The sequence below is a fragment of the Gottfriedia acidiceleris genome (assembly GCF_036421055.1).
Taxonomy (GTDB): Bacteria; Bacillota; Bacilli; order Bacillales; family Bacillaceae_G; genus Gottfriedia; species Gottfriedia acidiceleris_C.
In genome coordinates, this window is the sequence record NZ_JAZGQS010000004.1 from 47,547 (window position 1) to 65,959 (window position 18,413).

The window sequence follows — 18,413 nt, forward strand, 5'->3', positions numbered from 1 at the left end:
TGTTATTAGATCAAACTCATTTAGAAAATGTTTATAGACAGATTAGAAGAGAGAAATTCGAATGCCTAAACTAAATTACAAAAAAATTTTGCTTTTAGGATTTGGATTTTTTGCAATCAGTCTTACTTGGTCCGTCTATAATGCTTTTATGCCAAAACTATTAAGTGATTATTTAAAGTCATCTGCTTTAATTGGATTTATTATGACGTTTGATAATTATTTTGCATTATTTTTACAACCTGCCGTTGGAATGTATAGTGATCGTTTAGATACACGATTTGGTAGAAGAATGCCATTTTTAATGGTCGGTATGCCACTTGCAGCATTATTTACCTTTTTAATTCCAGTGCATAAAACACTTTTTATGTTGATCTTTTTTATAGTGTTTATGAATTTAAGTATGAGTATTTTCCGTTCCCCAGTTATAGCACTTATGCCTGATTTAACAAGGGATGAACAAAGAAGCAAGGCGAATAGTGTCATTAATTTTATGGGTGGAATTGGTGCTTTAATTGCATTCTTTGTAGGTTCAATTTTGTGGGATTTAAATAAAGGATATCCTTTTTACTTGGCAGGATTTTTAATGTTATTTAGCTTTCTAATCCTTTTTTTCTTTATTAGAGAAAAAAGAGATGTTCTAAATTATGAGCAGGCTGAAGAAAAGATAAAATTAAGAGAAGGTTTTCGTTCAGCTATTCAGAATAAAAATGCATTATTTCTATTATTAGCAATTCTGAGTTGGTTCACGGGATTTAATGGAATTGAAACCTTTTTTACACGTTATGGGGAAGTTTATTTAGGGGTAAAAGTTAGTGCAGCCGCTTTTTCATTCGCATTCATTTCATTAGCGTTTTTAATCTTTGCCATTCCTGCCGGCTTTATTGGAACAAAAATTGGTAAGAAACGCAGCATATTAATTGGTATATTTGGAATTATCATTGGTTTTATTGTTTTATTTTTCTTAAAGGATTTATTATTCATTCGAATTGTCTTTTTAATAATGGGATGTTTATGGGCATTAGTAAACATTAATTCTTATCCTTTCTTAGCCGAAATGGCACCGATTGGATTTATTGGAACGTATACAGGGTTATATTATTTATTTTCATCAATTGCAAATATTATATCACCACCATTACTAGGTACAATAATGGATCTAATTGGATTTAAGTTCATGTTTTTGTATGGTTGTATCTTTATTACAATTTCATTCTTCATGATGCTTAAAGTAAAAGATAATCATATAACAGTCGAAAAAAATTCAAATGCATCTTTTTAAATAGGATGCTTTGAATTTTTTGATTGAGTTATAAATTTAAGCTCAGGTTTCACATAATTAATATAAAAAAACAAATAATAATAAAGCTGATATTTCAGTGTCTTTAAAAGAGTAAATTTGAAAAAAACATTAAGTTAGGAGCACTACAAAATGACAAATAATATCAATAAATTGATTGATCATACAGTTTTAAAACCTGAAACAACTAAATCTCAAATTGAAAAATTATGTCAAGAAGCAAAAGAACATAATTTTGCTTCAGTTTGTGTGAATCCAACTTGGGTCAGTCATTGTGCAAGTTTGTTAAAGGGCTCTGAAGTTTTAGTTTGTACTGTAATTGGGTTTCCTTTAGGTGCGAATACAAAAGAAACGAAAGCGTTTGAAACAAAAAATGCAATTGAAAATGGTGCCGGGGAAGTCGATATGGTCATCAATATTGGAGCTTTAAAAGATAAGGACTATGATACGGTAGAACAAGATATAGCAGCAGTTGTTAATGCAGCAAAAGGTAAAGCGTTAGTAAAAGTGATTATTGAAACAAGTCTTTTAACGAATGAAGAAAAAGAAATGGCTTCTAAGCTTTCTGTAAAAGCTGGGGCTGATTTCGTTAAAACATCTACAGGATTTTCAACAGGTGGTGCAACTGTAGAGGATGTAGCATTAATGAGAAAAACAGTTGGACCTGATATTGGAGTTAAAGCATCTGGGGGAGTTCGTGATATAGCAAGTGTGAATGAAATGGTGAAAGCTGGAGCAACTCGAATTGGTACAAGTAATGGAATTACGATTGTCCAAGGAAACGTTGCAACAGAAGGCTATTGATTTCTTTTAATGTCAAAGGGTGTTAAGTTTCAAACTTGACATTTACCTGTTGACCTATCAATAGTTTATGTATTATAATCGTAAAAGACATGTGGAAAAGTGTTCTTTTTTGCAGTGTTTTATTGATTGTAAGTGGTAGCTTGGAGGGAGGGAAAAGTAAGATGTCTAAAACAGTCGTTCGTAAAAACGAATCTTTAGAAGATGCTCTTCGTCGTTTTAAACGTTCAGTTTCTAAAACTGGTACGCTACAAGAAGCAAGAAAACGCGAATTTTATGAAAAGCCAAGTGTAAAACGTAAGAAAAAATCAGAGGCAGCGAGAAAACGTAAATTCTAAGAGAGGGTGTTACTATGAGTCTTCTCGAACGTTTGAATTCAGATATGAAACAAGCGATGAAGGAAAAAAACAAAGACAAGTTAGCAGTTATTCGAATGGTGAAAGCGTCATTACAAAATGAAGTAATTAGCTTAGGGAATAATGTGACATTGTCAGCTGATCAAGAGTTAACAATTTTAACTCGTGAAGTGAAACAACGTAAAGACTCCCTCCTGGAATTCGAAAAAGCTGGTCGTCAAGACCTTGTGGATAAATTAAAGCAAGAGTTACTGATTCTAAAAGAATACTTGCCTCAACAATTATCTGAAGAGGAACTTCTTGAAATTGTACGTGTTACAATTTCAGAAGTCGGTGCTACATCAAAAGCTGACATGGGGAAAGTAATGAGTGCAGTTATGCCTAAAGTAAAAGGACAAGCTGATGGCTCTTCTGTGAATAAAGCTGTAGCAAGTCTGTTAAAATAAACGTCTATTTATAGACGTTTATTTTTTTTGTTTTTGATTACTGCAAAATTTGGAAACTGCTATTAAAGTGCAAATAAAATTTCTGATACTGCAATTAACTCCTTCAAAATAATTGCTTTAGTCAAAGACATCACATAAATCTACTTAATTTTCACCAATCCCCCATATCCAGTTTGGATGTAAATTAATACCCCCTATAAAAATCTGCATAATTCCAGTCTAGAGAAAACTCCAATTAAAAGATTATTTATATTTTAGTCAAAATTTAACCATGTGTGTGATTTAAATCACATACAGAAATAATGTTATTCGGTATGATGAATTCACATAAACAATACATTTGTTTAACATCTACAGGGGAGAGATGAATAATGATACCGTTTGGGGATTTACACAACGATCTAGGTGGAATAGCATTTGCTTTAGGGTGGTTAATTATTGTCGTACCATTTGCTTTTACATTAATTTATATTACGAGAGAGATGGCAATAGGTGACGAAGAACGACTACAAGATGAGATCAAACAAGGGGTTCATGACTATGCTAGATCAATTAAAAAACCACTCATAACAGAAAATAATCATTTACCACAATTTGATACAACTATGGCAAAAAGGCCGTTATTCATTAAGTTGGTCGGTTTAATCGTGAGCGTACTCATCACTTATGTTACGGTCAAAGGAATATACGGTGATGGCAATAGTGATATTACTTCAATTGGTTTTGTAGTAATGTGGAGTCTTTTCTTTCTTACTCAAGGGGTTCTATGGTGGGTTACTACTTCACAAGGAAAACAAGATGTTTATCAAGATGTTACAATCCAAAGAAGAATGTAATAACGTAAATAAACTTGAACCGGGAATAGTTATTTATTCTCGGTTTTTTTCTATGCATAATTCTATAAGAGGGCTCTTAGGAAGACCTTCGATTTTGAGATTTTCTGTACCAAACAGGTGCAAGTAACCATATAGCCAAACTTGCTCTCCATAATCAATAATCAATAAACTCCACTACTATAAGTCTAAATATTCATCTTAAATATTTCCTTTGGCTTTTCTTTTTATATCATACCTTCTGAAAATTCATCATAAATATGATATGAAAGGGGGAGGAGTCTATCTTGAAAAGATTAGCGCATAATTTAAAAACATGGATGTCAAGTAAGATGGACTTACCACCAGATGTACTATTGGAATTACCACGTATTACAATGCTAGGCCAACTACATATTTATATTGAAAACCATAGAGGATTACTTGTGTATTCGGATAATGAATTGCGTTTGTTAATGAAGCAGGGGCAGTTATTGATTAAGGGGAAAGATTTTGTTTTGAAGACGATGTTGCCTGAGGAGATTTTGTTAGAAGGCGAAATTGAGCATGTGTATTTTATTAATGAATAGCATCTAGAACATACACCATGATCAGTCTAATGAACATGGGGGATTTAAGATGAAAAACCAATGGACTTCAAATTTTACGGGGATGGTTCAAGTAAAAGTAATTGGGCTTGGACCAGAACGTTTTTTAAATGATTGTATGCGAAAGGGGATTCCACTTCGTGATGTGAAGAAAAGTGGAACAAATTCGATTACGTTTACAATTGAGTTAAAAGATTATAAACGGATCAAGAATATTCCGCGGAAAAAAGAATATAAGGTACATTTTATTGGCAGGAAGGGATTGCCTTTTGAAGTTAGAAAAGCATGGAAGTATTTTGGATTTGTTGTAGGTGTTGTTGGCTTTTTAGTTGTATTATTTTTACTATCAAATATGGTTTGGCGAATTGATATCAAGGGTGCTTCACCTGAAGTGGAATATAAGCTACGGAAAGATTTAACCGCCATGGGTGTTAAGACTGGCGCGTCTCAATTTACTTTACCTAGAATGCAAACAATCCAGAAAAAGCTACAAAATGACAATCCAACATTAACATGGATTGGTGTACAATTAAATGGGACTACCTTTCATTTTGAGGTAGTTGAGAAGCATATTCCTAAGCCTGAGAAGGCGTTAAGTCCACGACATATTATTGCAAGTGAAGAAGCTGTTATTTCAAGTATGTTTGTTGAAAAGGGGAAACCTCTTGTAGTAAAGAATGACTTTGTAAAAAAAGGCCAAATATTGGTGTCTGGAATAATCGGAACGGAAGATCATCCTATTTTAGTCCCTGCTGTTGGCAAAATCATGGGGGAAGTTTGGAGAGAAGAAATTATTAGTGTTCCTTTAGATACTCCGTTTACGGTTCTTACGGGAGAGAGAAAAACGAGTTATTATATTGGAACTAAGGAAAATAAAATAAAATTTTGGGGTTTTGATAAGAATAAATATAAGTCTTTTCAAGACGAAAGTAGTTCGTATCAATTTAAATTTTTAAAATGGAAATTGCCGATTTTTTTCAGTAAAAAAACAACGCTGGAAAGTGAAAAATATGTAAGAACGTACTCTAAAGTGCAGGCTGCTCAACTTGGAAAACAAATTGGTAAGAAGGAATTAATGAAAAAGTTAAGTCCAGATGCCAAAATTTTACAAGAAAAAGTTTTGCACGAGTCAATAGACAATGGTAAAGTTAATTTAAGAATGTATTATAAAGTTTTAGAAGATATCACAAAAACGAAAACTATTGTTCAAGGGGACTGAGTAATGCCAGAACAACTACTAACGATTAATCAACAACTAGAGGATCCAAACGAAGCAATTGCCTTATTTGGTACAAACGATAAGCATCTAGAAATAATTGAAAATTTGCTTGATGTTAAGATTGTGTCACGTGGTCAATCTGTACAAGTTTCAGGTACGAATGAAGATGTGAAAACTGTTGAGCAAATCATTCAAGCCCTTTTAGAGGTTATTCGAAATGGAGTGAGTATTACATCGAGGGATGTTACATACTCAATTCAGATGGCTAAAGAAGGAAGGCTGTCATCATTTGCTAGGTTGTATGACGAAGAAATTATTAAAAATTCAAAAGGAAAACCAATTCGAGTTAAGACTTTTGGACAAAGACATTATCTTCGTGCAATTCAATCAAATGATTTAGTATTTGGAATTGGACCTGCTGGTACAGGTAAAACATATCTAGCAGTTGTCATGGCTGTTCAAGCATTAAAAAATAATAAAGTAAGTAAAATTATTTTAACAAGACCTGCTGTGGAAGCTGGAGAAAGTTTAGGATTTTTACCAGGAGATTTAAAGGAAAAGGTTGACCCATATTTAAGACCATTGTATGATGCCTTGCACGATGTATTAGGACAAGAGCATACTGTGCGTCTAATTGAAAGAGGAACAATTGAAATTGCACCTTTAGCTTATATGAGGGGACGTACTTTAGAAGATGCCTTTGTCATTTTAGATGAAGCTCAAAATACTACAATGGCTCAAATGAAGATGTTTTTGACCCGTTTAGGATTTGGCTCTAAAATGGTTATAACAGGTGACCCTTCACAGATTGATTTACCTAAAGGAGTAAAGTCTGGTTTAATTTCAGCTCAAAATACACTTAAAGGTGTTGAGGGTATTGGTATGACAATCTTGGAACAAACTGACGTAGTTCGTCACCCATTAGTACAGAAGATTATTCAAGCTTATGATTTAGCAAAAGAATGATTCGTAGTGGCCCTACATTGATAGGGTCATTTCGTATTTTTATGATGAGGTGCATTTCTAGAAAGGGGAAACAATGAATAGTTTGCAAGCTTTAATTCAGCGTTTTAAGAATCAAACTCTTGTCATATTAATGTGTACTATTGCATTCAGCTTATTAAGTTTTCTTCTTTTAGTTAGTCATGTTAGACCGGTAAAATACGACATTCAGCTATTATCTATTGCTGATGATAATATTTATTCACCTATCACGATTGAGGACAAAGGAGCTACCGCTAAAAAACGACTTGAGGCTGCAGCAAGAGTTGAAGATGTATATAAATATGAGGAAAGTTATACACAAAAACGGATAGACATAGTAAATTCAATTTTTGATATTGTAACAGAAGTTAAAAATGAAAATGCTAAGAGTGATAATCCTACAGGACAAGCATTAATTGATAAAGAAACAAGCGATGTTAAGAAAAAACTGCCTGACGATATTCGTAAAAATTTAGAAGATAGTGTATTTAGCACTTTAGTTAAATCGTCAGAAGAGCAGTTAAATATTACTAAGGCTTCGCTAAATACGGCTATTAACAATGTAATGTCTGAGGAAATTACGACGAACCAAATCGAAGAATCTCGTGGGAAACTAAGAAACGAATTATCATATGTAAGTGTTAATCCTTCACTAAAGGATGCGATGATCTCAATAGGTGAATTTGCGATTGTGCCTAACTACTTTTTTGATGCAGAGGAGACAAAAGAGAGAAAACGTCTAGAAAGTGAAAGTGTAGATAGTGTCTATATTTTACAAGGACAAGTCTTAGTAAAAGCCGGAGAAACAATTACAAAGGAAAAATATGATCAATTAAAATTAGTTGGCCTAATAAAAAACAAACAGTCAATTCAACCTTATATTGGATTAATTTTATTAATTGGAGTATTAGCGTACTTTGTATTAAAACAAACGGCAAATTTAAAAGAAAAAGGGAATATATACATCGTTACATACTATAGCATTGTAATTTTCACAATCTTGATATTGAAAATTGTTAGCTTGTTTCAAAAAGTTGAGTTTTCTGGCCTTGTATATGTAGCCCCAGTTGCAATTGGGACTTTATTGATAAAGTTTTTATTAGGTAATCGATATTTAATGGTTTCGTCAATTATTTTCTCTATTTGCGGCAGTTTAATGTTTAACGAAGATGTTAATGGTGCAATTAATTATTCGACTGGAATCTATATTTTATTTAGTTCAATCGCCGTTTTATTCATAAATGAGGTTAAAAATAAGCGTTCAATGATTCTCCATGCAGGATTTTTAATTTCGCTTGTTAATATTGCTACACTATTTTCTTTGATCTTAATTCGCAATGGTCAATATTCTTCAGTAGAAATTGGGATCTATTTATTAATGGGGCTTACTTCCGGAGTTTTATCAAGTGTCATTACGATGGGGATTTTACCTTTTGTAGAAGATTCGTTTGGAATGGTATCCTCTTTTAAACTTGTTGAGTTAGGTAGTCCAAATCATCCTTTATTAAGAAAAATATTATTAGAGGCTCCTGGTACATACCATCATAGTATAATGGTTGCAAATTTAGCTGAAGGTGCTTGTGAAGCGATCGGCGCAAATGGTTTGTTAGCTAGAGTAGGAGCATATTATCATGATATTGGTAAAACGAATAATCCCGGATTCTTTATTGAAAATCAAATGGGTGGTCATAACCCTCATGATCGTATTAAACCGATTCAAAGTAAAGATATCATTTTAAGACATGTAAGTGATGGAGTAAAAATACTAAAAAAATATAATTTGCCAAAAGATATTATTGATATTGCAGCAGAGCATCATGGTACAACTTTATTAAAGTATTTTTATTATAAGGAAAAAGAAACAAATCCTGATGTTAAAGAAAGTGATTTTAGATATCCAGGTCCAAAAGCTCATTCGAAGGAATCGGCAATTGTAGGAATTGCTGATAGCGTTGAAGCAGCTGTTCGTTCGTTAAAGGACCCTAATATGGAAAAAATCGAAGTATTAGTATCTTCCATTATGCATGATCGTTTGAATGATGGTCAGTTTGCAATGTGTGAATTAAATTTAAAAGAATTACATATTGTTGAGAAATCATTGTGTGAGACTTTAAAAGGAACTTTCCATTCAAGAATACAGTATCCAGATGAAAGATAAGGTGAGATAATGGTTCAACTAGAAATTGATTTTATAGATGAAACAAATGAAGTGACAAAAGAACAGCAATCTGATATAAAAGGTTTACTTGAGTGCGCCTTAGAATATGAGGGTGTAACGGGTGAGGTTGAAATTGCTGTTTCTTTTGTAGATGATGAAAGAATTCATGAAATTAATAAAGAGTATCGAGAGAAAGATCGTGCTACTGATGTTATTTCATTCCCAATGGAGGAATTAGGAGAAGGTGAAATTGAAATCATTGGAGTTGACTTACCACGTACTTTAGGTGATATTGTCATTTCGATACCTACTACTAAGAGACAGGCTGAAGAGTATGGTCATTCGTTCCGCCGTGAATTAGGTTTTTTAGCAGTTCATGGATGTTTACATTTACTTGGTTATGATCATATGAATGAAGCCGATGAGAAAGTGATGTTTACAAAACAAAAGGAAATATTAGAAAAATATGGCCTTGAAAGACTCTAAAAAAAGAGCGCCATTATTTAAATCTTTTGGTTTTGCATTTAGTGGTATTTTTAAAGTGATTAAGGATGAACGAAATATAAAAATCCACTTATTTGCAGCACTTATTTCGATTGGTCTTGCGTTTTATTTGCATATTAGCCGAATAGATTGGTTAATCCTACTGCTTATTATTACAATGGTCATATCGCTAGAGCTAGTTAATTCTTCAATTGAAGCAGTTGTCGATTTAGCATCACCTAATAAACATCCTTTAGCAAAAAAAGCGAAGGATGTGGCGGCTGGGGCAGTGTTAGTCGCTGCAATCGTTTCAATCATTATAGGTGCTTTGCTATTTTTTCCGTATTTTACTATACTACGTTAATAAGACCCCACTTTCGTGTTCGGGCTTATAATAGGAGGCTACATAAATGGATAAACAACAACTTATAAATGAAGCGATAAAAGCTAGAGTAAACGCATATGTACCATATTCGAAATTTCAAGTTGGTGCAGCATTGCTTACTAAGGATGGTCAAGTTATTCATGGTTGTAATATAGAAAATGCATCATATGGTCTTACGAATTGTGCAGAACGAACTGCATTATTCAAAGCATATTCAGATGGCATTACGGAGTTTACAGCAGTGGCAGTAGTCGCTGATACTGAGGGACCTGTTGCTCCTTGTGGGGCATGCCGTCAAGTTTTATTTGAACTTAGTGGACCAGATACAGTCGTATATTTATCAAACTTAAATGGAGCAATCCAAGAAACAACAGTAAAAGAATTATTGCCAGGAGCATTTACATCGGAGGATTTGAATGAATAAAGAAAGTTATAAATCAGGTTTTGTCTCAATTATAGGTAGACCAAATGTAGGGAAAAGTACATTCCTTAATCGAGTAATCGGTCAAAAAATAGCTATAATGAGTGATAAGCCTCAAACTACTCGTAATAAAATTCAAGGCGTTTTTACTGAAGATGATGCACAAATTGTCTTTATTGATACGCCAGGAATCCATAAACCAAAACACAAACTTGGTGACTTTATGGTAAAGGTAGCTCAAGAATCAATTAAGGATGTTGACGCTACGTTATTTATGGTAAATGCCAATGAAGGGTTTGGTCGTGGAGATGAATTCATTATTGAGAAACTACAAGGAAGTCGTAGTCCAGTAATTTTAGTCATTAATAAAATTGATACAATTCATCCGGATCAGTTATTTGATTTAATCAATAAATATAAAGATCTTTTCCAATTTGCTGAAATTGTTCCAATCTCTGCATTACAAGGGAATAACGTCGATCGCTTATTAAAAGTGATTAAAACTTATTTACCAGAGGGTCCACAATACTATCCTGCAAATCAAGTAACCGATCATCCTGAAAGATTTATCATTTCAGAATTAATAAGAGAAAAAGTATTGCATTTAACTAGAGAAGAGGTTCCACATTCAATTGCTGTTATTATTGAGCAAATTGAAAGAAGACCAGAAGGAAATGCAATATACGTGAATGCAACAATTGTCGTTGAAAGATCATCCCAAAAAGGAATCATTATCGGAAAGCAAGGTAGCATGTTAAAAGAGGTTGGCAAGCGTGCTCGTTTAGATATAGAAAACTTGCTTGATACAAAAGTATTCTTAGAATTATGGGTTAAGGTTCAAAAAGATTGGCGTAACCGCATGTCTCAATTAAGAGATTTAGGGTTCCGTGAGGATGAGTATTAAAAGGCATAAATCAAGGTACAGGGCTTAGCATCATGGTCGAATCATATTACCATTTGTTCAAAAAAAGCCCAACATATTTTTCTTGATTTTGCAAGCTTTTTATTTGTGATTTTAATAAATTTTATACACATGAAAATCGGGAGAGAAGGTCACATTATAAGTAAGCAGGGAAAGTAATTGGCTATAGGTAATGAGCAATGAGTTGTAGCTATTCTTGAAAGGTGGTTTCTCAATGTTGAATTTTACCTGGGATGTCTTTTCTAAAACTGGAAATGTTGAGACATATTTATTGTTTAAACAGCTTGAACAGGAACATGTAGATCAGAAAAGTTACATTGATGAAGAGATAGCTGATATTGATTCCCTACATACTTAACCTTCATCCAATTGGATGGTGAGTTTATTGTTACAGCGTGTAGAAGGAATTGTATTACGGGCAAACGCTTATGGAGAATCAAATGTTATTATTACTCTCTTAACAAGAGAATTAGGTAAGATAGGAGTTGTGGCAAGAGGAGCAAAGAAGACAAATAGTCGACTTGCTTCTGTTACACAACTCTTTACATATGGGTCGTTTTTAATTCAAAAAGGATCTGGTTTAGGTACATTAAGTCAAGGGGAACTGATTGATTCATTTCGTGAGTTAAGAAGTGATTTAGTTGCAACTGCATATGCTTCGATTGTTGTAGAGCTTACTGATAAAGCGGTTGAAGAGAAAAAAAATAATCCATATATATTTGAATTGGTCCTTCAACTACTACAGCACATGAATGAAGGTGCAGACGCTGAAGTTTTGACTTATTTATTTATGACGAAAATGATCCCTGTATTAGGATATCACCCATTTTTTGATCAATGTGTGAATTGTAGATGTAGTGCAAATGAAAATTTATTTGTAGCCTTTTCTGTTAAAGAAGGCGGGTTTTTATGTCAGCGTTGTAAACAGACTGATCCCTATGCTTTTTCTGTTACTGAAAAGTCGGTTAAGTTAATGAGGATATTTTATCATTTTGATGTAAATCGACTTGGAAAAATTGAGGTTAGCGAGGTAACAAAGAAAAACTTACAACAAATTTTATTTTCTTACTATGATGAATATAGTGGAATCTATTTAAAATCACGCAAATTTTTAGAGCAATTAAAAAATATGGATAATTTTCTGAAAACTGATAAAAATTCAGAAACCTAAGGAAGGAAATAGGTCACCTATTTCCTTCTTTCTTTTTTAAATTGTAAAAATAGTATATAATATTTATTAGAGAGTATAACATATTGGATAGTTAGGGGTGAGGGAAATCGAACTGACAAAGCGACAAACTCAAATACTTGAAATTGTAAAAAATAATGGACCAATTACAGGTGAACATATAGCTGATAAGCTAGCACTTACAAGAGCTACGCTTCGCCCGGATTTAGCTATTCTTACAATGACTGGTTTTTTAGAGGCAAGACCAAGAGTAGGATATTATTACACAGGAAGAACAAGCGGTGCACAAGTCATTGAAAGAATTAAAAAATTGACTGTAAAGGAATTTCAGGCGATTCCTGTTGTAGTAGATCGAAGTTCATCAGTGTATGATGCAATTGTTACAATGTTTCTTGAAGATGTAGGAACGTTATTTGTAGTTGATCAAAATTCGATTTTATCAGGAGTACTTTCGAGAAAAGACTTACTCCGTGCAAGTATAGGAAATAAAGATTTGCATACATTACCCGTAGATATTATCATGACGAGAATGCCAAACATTACAATTTGCTATAAAGATGATACAATTTATAATGTAGCTAAGAGTTTAATTGAAAAACAAATTGATGCTGTCCCTGTTGTTCGTGAAAGTGAGCATGGACTTGAGGTAATTGGTCGATTTACAAAAACAAATTTTACTCGTGCGATTGTAGACTTAATGAACAATGATATGTTTTAGTAAAGTTAAGAGGTGAACATATGGGCAATTCAATCGTTTATGTTGTATCAGATTCTGTTGGTGAAACAGCAGAGCATGTCGTAAAGGCGGCTATTAGTCAATTTCATGAAAAATTCGAGATTAGACGTGTACCATACGTTGAAGATAATGCAACATTAATTGAAATAGTTCAAGTAGCAAAAGAAAATAATGGTATTATTGTATTTACATTAGTAAAACCTGATATGAGAAAGAAATTATTAGAAGAGTCGCAAAGTGCAGGTGTAATCGTATATGATTTAATCGGTCCATTAATCGATAAAATTTCAACGATTCATAAACTTGAACCTAGAAATGAACCTGGTGTAGTTCGTAAACTAGATGAAGATTATTTCCAACGTATTGAGGCAATTGAATTTGCTGTTAAATATGATGATGGAAGAGATCCAAGAGGTATTGAAAAAGCTGATATAGTCTTAATCGGTGTATCGAGAACATCAAAGACTCCTTTATCACAATATCTTGCTCATAAAGGATTTAAAGTTGCCAATGTACCTTTAGTTCCAGAAGTAGATCCACCAGAACAACTACTTAAAGTTCCAAAAGAAAAGTGCATAGGGCTAATGATTTCTCCAGAAAAGTTAAACCATATTCGAAAAGAAAGATTAATTTCATTAGGTCTTCACGATGGAGCAAGCTATGCTAATATTTCAAGAATTGAAGAAGAACTAAAACATTTTAATAATGTTGTTAAGCAAATTGGCTGTAAAGTTGTTGATGTTTCTAGCAAGGCAGTAGAAGAATCCGCTAATGTAATATTAAATTACTATTACCAAAATAAGCAGATTAGATAATTTATTGAAATTAAAAATAATGATCGTTCTTTTTAGACTGACACATTAGAGTAATCTAATGTGTTTTCATCGTTTTTACTTTTTTTATAGGAGTTTAGTTAAATTAGGATCGTTTGTAAAAGTTAAAATTCTTTAGTACTTATTGCTAGATTTCCTAATTAAAATAGATTATAATAAAAAATTGTATGAAATGAACTAATTAATAGGTTTAACTTTTTATACTTACGAATAAACTATGAATATGTGCTTCCTAGTTTATTGAAAGATGGAAATAAAACTACATAAATCGATACATGTTTTGAAGGAATTACAAAAGACGTGTAGAAATTAATCATAAGCGATAAATAAATGGGTTATTGAAAACCAGAACTAGCAGTTGAATGCAATGCTTATGAACTACTGTATAGCACTTCTTTTTAGACAATTTATAAATCACATATGATTTAATAAAGTAAATTAACTTAAGTTAAAATATATGGAAATATTTTTGTCGAATCATGAAGGAATACAGTGAGTTTTATCGAATAAAATAGTATATGGAGCTGTCAGTATGGGAAACAGAATTCCCGATGAACTTGTCGAGCAGGTTCGTCAGTCAGTTGACATAGTTGATGTAGTAAGTGAGTATGTTCCTCTGAAAAAACAAGGAAGAAATTATTTTGGACTCTGTCCTTTTCATGGAGAAAGCACACCATCTTTTTCTGTGTCTCCTGAAAAACAAATTTTTCATTGTTTTGGATGCGGTGCTGGAGGAAATGCGATTTCTTTCATTATGCAGCTTGAAGGACTTAACTTTCAAGAATCTGTCCATCAGCTTGCAAAAAAGACAAATATCACTTTACCTTCAGAAACGGTTGACACAGTCAAGAATCCACAAGCTACTGAGCAAGGCATTATGCTTGAAGCTCATGAGTTTGTCAAAAAGTACTATCATCATCTATTAGTTAACACAACAGAAGGTAAACAGGCACTAGAATACCTACTTAACAGAGGGATTTCTAGAGAGGAAATAAAGCATTTTGAGCTTGGTGTTGCTTTAGATTCTTGGGATGCTGTTACTAAGGTGTTAGAAAAACGTGGTTATCCAATGCCGATCATGGAGAAAGCTGGTCTAGTTGTTCGAAGTGAACGTGATGGTAATTACTATGATCGATTTCGAAATCGATTAATTTTTCCAATTCATAACCATCAAGGAAAAATTGTTGCATTCAGTGGAAGAATAATGGGTGAAGGTTCACCAAAATATTTAAATAGTCCTGAATCTTCAATTTTCCATAAAGGAAAATTATTATATCAATTTTACCAAGCAAAAAATGTCATGCGAAAGCAAAATCGGGCAATATTGATGGAAGGTTTTGCAGATGTCATTTCCGCGTTTAGAGCTGGAATCCATGATGCAGTTGCAACCATGGGAACTTCATTAACAGAGGATCAAGCGAAAGTATTGAAAACATCTGTTGATCAAATTATTATTTGCTATGATTCAGATCAGGCGGGTATTAACGCAACTGAAAAAGCAGCTAAAGTTCTTCAAAAAGAAGGATTTACAATTAAAGTTGCACAAATGCCTGATGGCTTAGATCCTGATGAATATATAAGAAAATTTGGTCCAGAAAAATTTAATATCTCTATTATTGAAGCTAGTGTATCATTAATGAGTTTTAAAATGCAATATCACCGAAAAGGAAAAAATCTTTTAGATGAAACTGTTAAATTTCAGTATATAAAAGAAATGCTACAAGAAATTGCTAAACTAAGTCAACTGATCGAACAAGATTATTACTTAAACCAACTCTCTAAAGAGTTTTCTATCTCGATTGAAGTACTTAAGAAGGAATTTGGACAATATAGTAATCAGGCAAATCGTATATCTAATGTAACAGAAGTAAAATCTGATATCAAACGCGATATTACAACTAAGACACTTCTTCCTGCACATGTTCGAGCAGAACAATTACTTTTAGCTCATATGTTAAATAGCAGTGAAGTGGCTGAAAAAGTAAGGCAGCAATATCAGGGTCTATTCTACAATAATGATTATTCCGAGATTATAATCCATCTTTATGCTTATTATGAAGAGGGCAATGAGTCTAATATTAGTAAATTTATGAATTACCTTCCTTCAAAAAGGTTACTTGAAGTAGTTTCAAAAATTGTCAATTTACAGATAGCACCTGAACTAACAGAGCGAGAGTTAAAGGATTATTTAGATGCATTAAACAACTATGATAAACAACAACGTATACGTGAAAAAGAAATAGATCTGAAAAAGGCCGAACGTGAAGGAGATTTTGTAAAAGCTGCAACGATTCTCCAACAAATCACACAGCTAAGATCTAGTATGAAATATGTTAAATGATTCGCGAACTTTTCGAAGGAGGGGAACAGATGGCTGATAAATCGGCTCGTTCTAAAGATACGGAAACAGAAGTAACACTTGATCAAGTAAAAGCATTATTAATTGAAAATGGTAAAAAACGTGGTGTAATTACATATGAAGAAATTGCAGATCGTTTAAACGGTTTTGAAATTGATTCAGATCAACTTGAAGAATTTTATGAGCAACTAGGTGAACAAGGTATTGATATTGTTGGTGACGCTGATGATGAACCTAGAGGAGCTCAATTAGAGAAGGAAGAAGAATTTGACTTAAATGATTTAAGTGTTCCTCCTGGAGTAAAAATTAATGACCCAGTACGTATGTACCTAAAAGAAATTGGTCGAGTTGATTTACTTTCTGGACAAGATGAAATCAATTTAGCGAAACGTATTGAAGAAGGCGATGAAGAAGCGAAACGACGCTTAGCAGAAGCGAACTTACGATTAGTAGTAAGTATTGCAAAACGTTACGTAGGACGCGGTATGCTTTTCCTAGACCTTATTCAAGAAGGTAATATGGGATTAATCAAAGCCGTTGAAAAGTTTGACTATCGTAAGGGTTATAAATTTAGTACATATGCTACTTGGTGGATTCGTCAAGCGATTACTCGTGCAATTGCTGACCAAGCAAGAACGATCCGTATTCCAGTTCATATGGTGGAAACAATTAACAAATTAATTCGTGTTCAACGTCAATTGCTTCAAGATCTAGGTCGCGAGCCATCTCCTGAAGAAATTGGTGAAGAAATGGATTTACCACCAGAAAAAGTTAGAGAAATCCTTAAAATTGCTCAAGAGCCAGTTTCATTAGAAACACCAATAGGTGAAGAAGATGATTCACACTTAGGTGATTTCATTGAAGATTCTGAAGCTACTTCACCAGCTGAGCATGCAGCTTATGAAATGCTAAAAGAGCAATTAGAAGATGTTCTTGATACATTAACAGATCGTGAAGAAAATGTTTTACGTCTACGTTTTGGATTAGATGATGGGCGCACTCGTACTTTAGAAGAAGTTGGTAAAGTATTTGGCGTTACACGTGAGCGTATTCGTCAAATTGAAGCAAAAGCTCTACGTAAATTACGTCATCCGAGCCGAAGCAAACGTCTAAAAGATTTCTTAGAATAGGATGTTTAAAAAGAGTTTATCCTTTATTGGGTAAACTTTTTTTATTTTCGTCTTAAATATAAAAAAGAAAAACGTTTAAATTAGTAAATATGTCACAATAAAATAATTTGTCAAAATATATCGAATGTCCGTACTAAATAGATAATTGTAGTGCTATGCTACATACTAAGTAATCCTTCTAAAACGGTGGATCTTTTAATCATTCATGCTAAAGACGAGTCAAAGGATAATTTAAGCAAAAATGGTTAATATAAATTATGGAGACGCTAGTAGTAATCCATCATTTTAACAATTGGATACCTATTTACTTTATTTTACAGAATTGTCTTTAAATTTGCAAATACTCATTTTCCCTACTTTTTTAATAATTTTTATAATTAGTTCAATACTACTAAAAATAAAATTATTGGTTTAAAGACATATGGCCTATATCGTAATAGCAATTATTAAAGCTTTTTGTGGAAATAATTCAAATCAAACAAAAGGTTTATTGGGTTACAATGGTTTGAAATGGTTTCTTAAAAAAACTTACTTATTTCATTTATTAAGAGGTGAGTTTATACAAATATAATTTGTCATTATGCTATACAGAAGTTTATTCTTTATAGTAGGAAGTTTTATATAATTTTGAAATCGTTTAACAATTTTTAAATTTATCCAATATAATACTTTTTTTATTGTTTTTAATCGTATACAATAATAATGTTATAGTAATTAATTTTATTTTTTTAAGGGGTTACATAAGGGGGATCATAATGAAACGAAATCCATTAATTCCTTTTGCTCTAATTGCAGCACTAGGAATCGCAGTCATGCTAATTATTTCATTAAAGGGAGCAAAACAGGCTGATGAAATTGCAAACGGAGATAAAAAACCGGCGCAAACAGCATCAACTAAGCCAGATGAAATATATGCTCAAACATGTGTTAGCTGTCATGGTGATCAATTACAAGGGGTTGTAGGGCCAAACTTAACTAAAGTAGGTTCAAAATACTCAGAAGATCAAATCAAAGACATACTTAAAAACGGTAAACAAGGCGGAATGCCAGCTGGTTTACTACAAGGACCACAATTGGATGCTGTTGCTAAATGGTTATCTGAGAAAAAATAAGCAAGCATATAAAATGACCTCTTCTAATGAAGAGGTCATTTCACTGTTAGTCAAAGTAAAAATTTGATTTTCAGACTGCTTGAAAAAGCTTTTCTTTCGAGGGGCGAAGGTCGAAGGTCGAAGAGGAGCGGAGTTACCTAAGGCGGTAATGTGCACCACAAG

20 protein-coding genes are annotated in these 18,413 nt (G+C 32.9%); all 20 read left to right on the plus strand.

Annotated elements, in window-relative coordinates; translation table 11 throughout:
* Nucleotides 1-61 precede the first annotated feature (61 nt).
* Nucleotides 62-1,279, plus strand: a complete 1,218-nt coding sequence (locus RAH41_RS07225; RefSeq protein WP_331221547.1) for an MFS transporter — start codon at nucleotides 62-64, stop codon at nucleotides 1,277-1,279.
* Nucleotides 1,280-1,429: 150 nt separating this feature from the next.
* Nucleotides 1,430-2,101: a deoxyribose-phosphate aldolase gene (gene deoC / locus RAH41_RS07230; protein ID WP_331221548.1), complete on the plus strand. Its 672-nt coding sequence runs from the start codon at nucleotides 1,430-1,432 to the stop codon at nucleotides 2,099-2,101.
* Between the two features lie 161 nt (nucleotides 2,102-2,262).
* The gene (gene rpsU / locus RAH41_RS07235; protein WP_003152957.1) at nucleotides 2,263-2,436 is read left to right on the plus strand and encodes a 30S ribosomal protein S21; all 174 of its coding nucleotides are present in this window, start codon (nucleotides 2,263-2,265) and stop codon (nucleotides 2,434-2,436) included.
* A 14-nt stretch (nucleotides 2,437-2,450) separates the two neighbouring features.
* Nucleotides 2,451-2,900, plus strand: a complete 450-nt coding sequence (locus RAH41_RS07240; RefSeq protein ID WP_069034181.1) for a GatB/YqeY domain-containing protein — start codon at nucleotides 2,451-2,453, stop codon at nucleotides 2,898-2,900.
* 371 nt (nucleotides 2,901-3,271) lie between these two features.
* Entirely contained in the window at nucleotides 3,272-3,736 is a 465-nt protein-coding gene (locus tag RAH41_RS07245) for a hypothetical protein (RefSeq protein ID WP_331221550.1), read from the plus strand.
* A 317-nt stretch (nucleotides 3,737-4,053) separates the two neighbouring features.
* A complete protein-coding gene (gene yqfC / locus RAH41_RS07250) occupies nucleotides 4,054-4,302 on the plus strand; it encodes a sporulation protein YqfC (RefSeq protein ID WP_088011443.1) in 249 nt (82 codons plus the stop codon).
* A gap of 49 nt (nucleotides 4,303-4,351) precedes the next feature.
* Nucleotides 4,352-5,539: a sporulation protein YqfD gene (gene yqfD / locus RAH41_RS07255; protein ID WP_331221551.1), complete on the plus strand. Its 1,188-nt coding sequence runs from the start codon at nucleotides 4,352-4,354 to the stop codon at nucleotides 5,537-5,539.
* A gap of 3 nt (nucleotides 5,540-5,542) precedes the next feature.
* Nucleotides 5,543-6,505 carry a PhoH family protein gene (locus RAH41_RS07260; RefSeq protein WP_097974242.1) on the plus strand — a complete coding sequence of 321 codons (963 nt, stop codon included), beginning with the start codon at nucleotides 5,543-5,545 and terminating at the stop codon, nucleotides 6,503-6,505.
* Between the two features lie 73 nt (nucleotides 6,506-6,578).
* A complete protein-coding gene (locus tag RAH41_RS07265; RefSeq protein ID WP_331221553.1) occupies nucleotides 6,579-8,681 on the plus strand; it encodes an HD family phosphohydrolase in 2,103 nt (700 codons plus the stop codon).
* Nucleotides 8,682-8,690: 9 nt separating this feature from the next.
* Nucleotides 8,691-9,167 carry an rRNA maturation RNase YbeY gene (ybeY, locus tag RAH41_RS07270; protein ID WP_025671608.1) on the plus strand — a complete coding sequence of 159 codons (477 nt, stop codon included), beginning with the start codon at nucleotides 8,691-8,693 and terminating at the stop codon, nucleotides 9,165-9,167.
* The gene (locus tag RAH41_RS07275; protein ID WP_331221555.1) at nucleotides 9,148-9,528 is read left to right on the plus strand and encodes a diacylglycerol kinase family protein; all 381 of its coding nucleotides are present in this window, start codon (nucleotides 9,148-9,150) and stop codon (nucleotides 9,526-9,528) included. The genes ybeY and RAH41_RS07275 overlap by 20 nt, the downstream gene beginning before the upstream one ends.
* A gap of 46 nt (nucleotides 9,529-9,574) precedes the next feature.
* Nucleotides 9,575-9,973: a cytidine deaminase gene (locus RAH41_RS07280; RefSeq protein ID WP_331221556.1), complete on the plus strand. Its 399-nt coding sequence runs from the start codon at nucleotides 9,575-9,577 to the stop codon at nucleotides 9,971-9,973.
* Nucleotides 9,966-10,874 carry a GTPase Era gene (gene era / locus RAH41_RS07285; protein WP_331221558.1) on the plus strand — a complete coding sequence of 303 codons (909 nt, stop codon included), beginning with the start codon at nucleotides 9,966-9,968 and terminating at the stop codon, nucleotides 10,872-10,874. The genes RAH41_RS07280 and era overlap by 8 nt, the downstream gene beginning before the upstream one ends.
* Nucleotides 10,875-11,106: 232 nt before the next feature.
* A complete protein-coding gene (locus RAH41_RS07290; RefSeq protein WP_069034173.1) occupies nucleotides 11,107-11,250 on the plus strand; it encodes a YqzL family protein in 144 nt (47 codons plus the stop codon).
* Nucleotides 11,251-11,277: 27 nt separating this feature from the next.
* Nucleotides 11,278-12,063: a DNA repair protein RecO gene (gene recO, locus RAH41_RS07295; RefSeq protein WP_331221560.1), complete on the plus strand. Its 786-nt coding sequence runs from the start codon at nucleotides 11,278-11,280 to the stop codon at nucleotides 12,061-12,063.
* Nucleotides 12,064-12,160: 97 nt separating this feature from the next.
* Complete coding sequence (locus tag RAH41_RS07300; RefSeq protein ID WP_331221562.1) at nucleotides 12,161-12,799, plus strand: helix-turn-helix transcriptional regulator; 639 nt, start codon at nucleotides 12,161-12,163, stop codon at nucleotides 12,797-12,799.
* Between the two features lie 20 nt (nucleotides 12,800-12,819).
* Nucleotides 12,820-13,632: a pyruvate, water dikinase regulatory protein gene (locus tag RAH41_RS07305; RefSeq protein WP_069034170.1), complete on the plus strand. Its 813-nt coding sequence runs from the start codon at nucleotides 12,820-12,822 to the stop codon at nucleotides 13,630-13,632.
* A gap of 550 nt (nucleotides 13,633-14,182) precedes the next feature.
* The gene (dnaG, locus tag RAH41_RS07310; RefSeq protein WP_331221564.1) at nucleotides 14,183-15,991 is read left to right on the plus strand and encodes a DNA primase; all 1,809 of its coding nucleotides are present in this window, start codon (nucleotides 14,183-14,185) and stop codon (nucleotides 15,989-15,991) included.
* Nucleotides 15,992-16,020: 29 nt separating this feature from the next.
* Complete coding sequence (gene rpoD / locus RAH41_RS07315) at nucleotides 16,021-17,139, plus strand: RNA polymerase sigma factor RpoD (protein WP_056474947.1); 1,119 nt, start codon at nucleotides 16,021-16,023, stop codon at nucleotides 17,137-17,139.
* A 755-nt stretch (nucleotides 17,140-17,894) separates the two neighbouring features.
* Complete coding sequence (cccA, locus tag RAH41_RS07320; RefSeq protein ID WP_331221566.1) at nucleotides 17,895-18,251, plus strand: cytochrome c550; 357 nt, start codon at nucleotides 17,895-17,897, stop codon at nucleotides 18,249-18,251.
* Nucleotides 18,252-18,413: the final 162 nt, after the last annotated feature.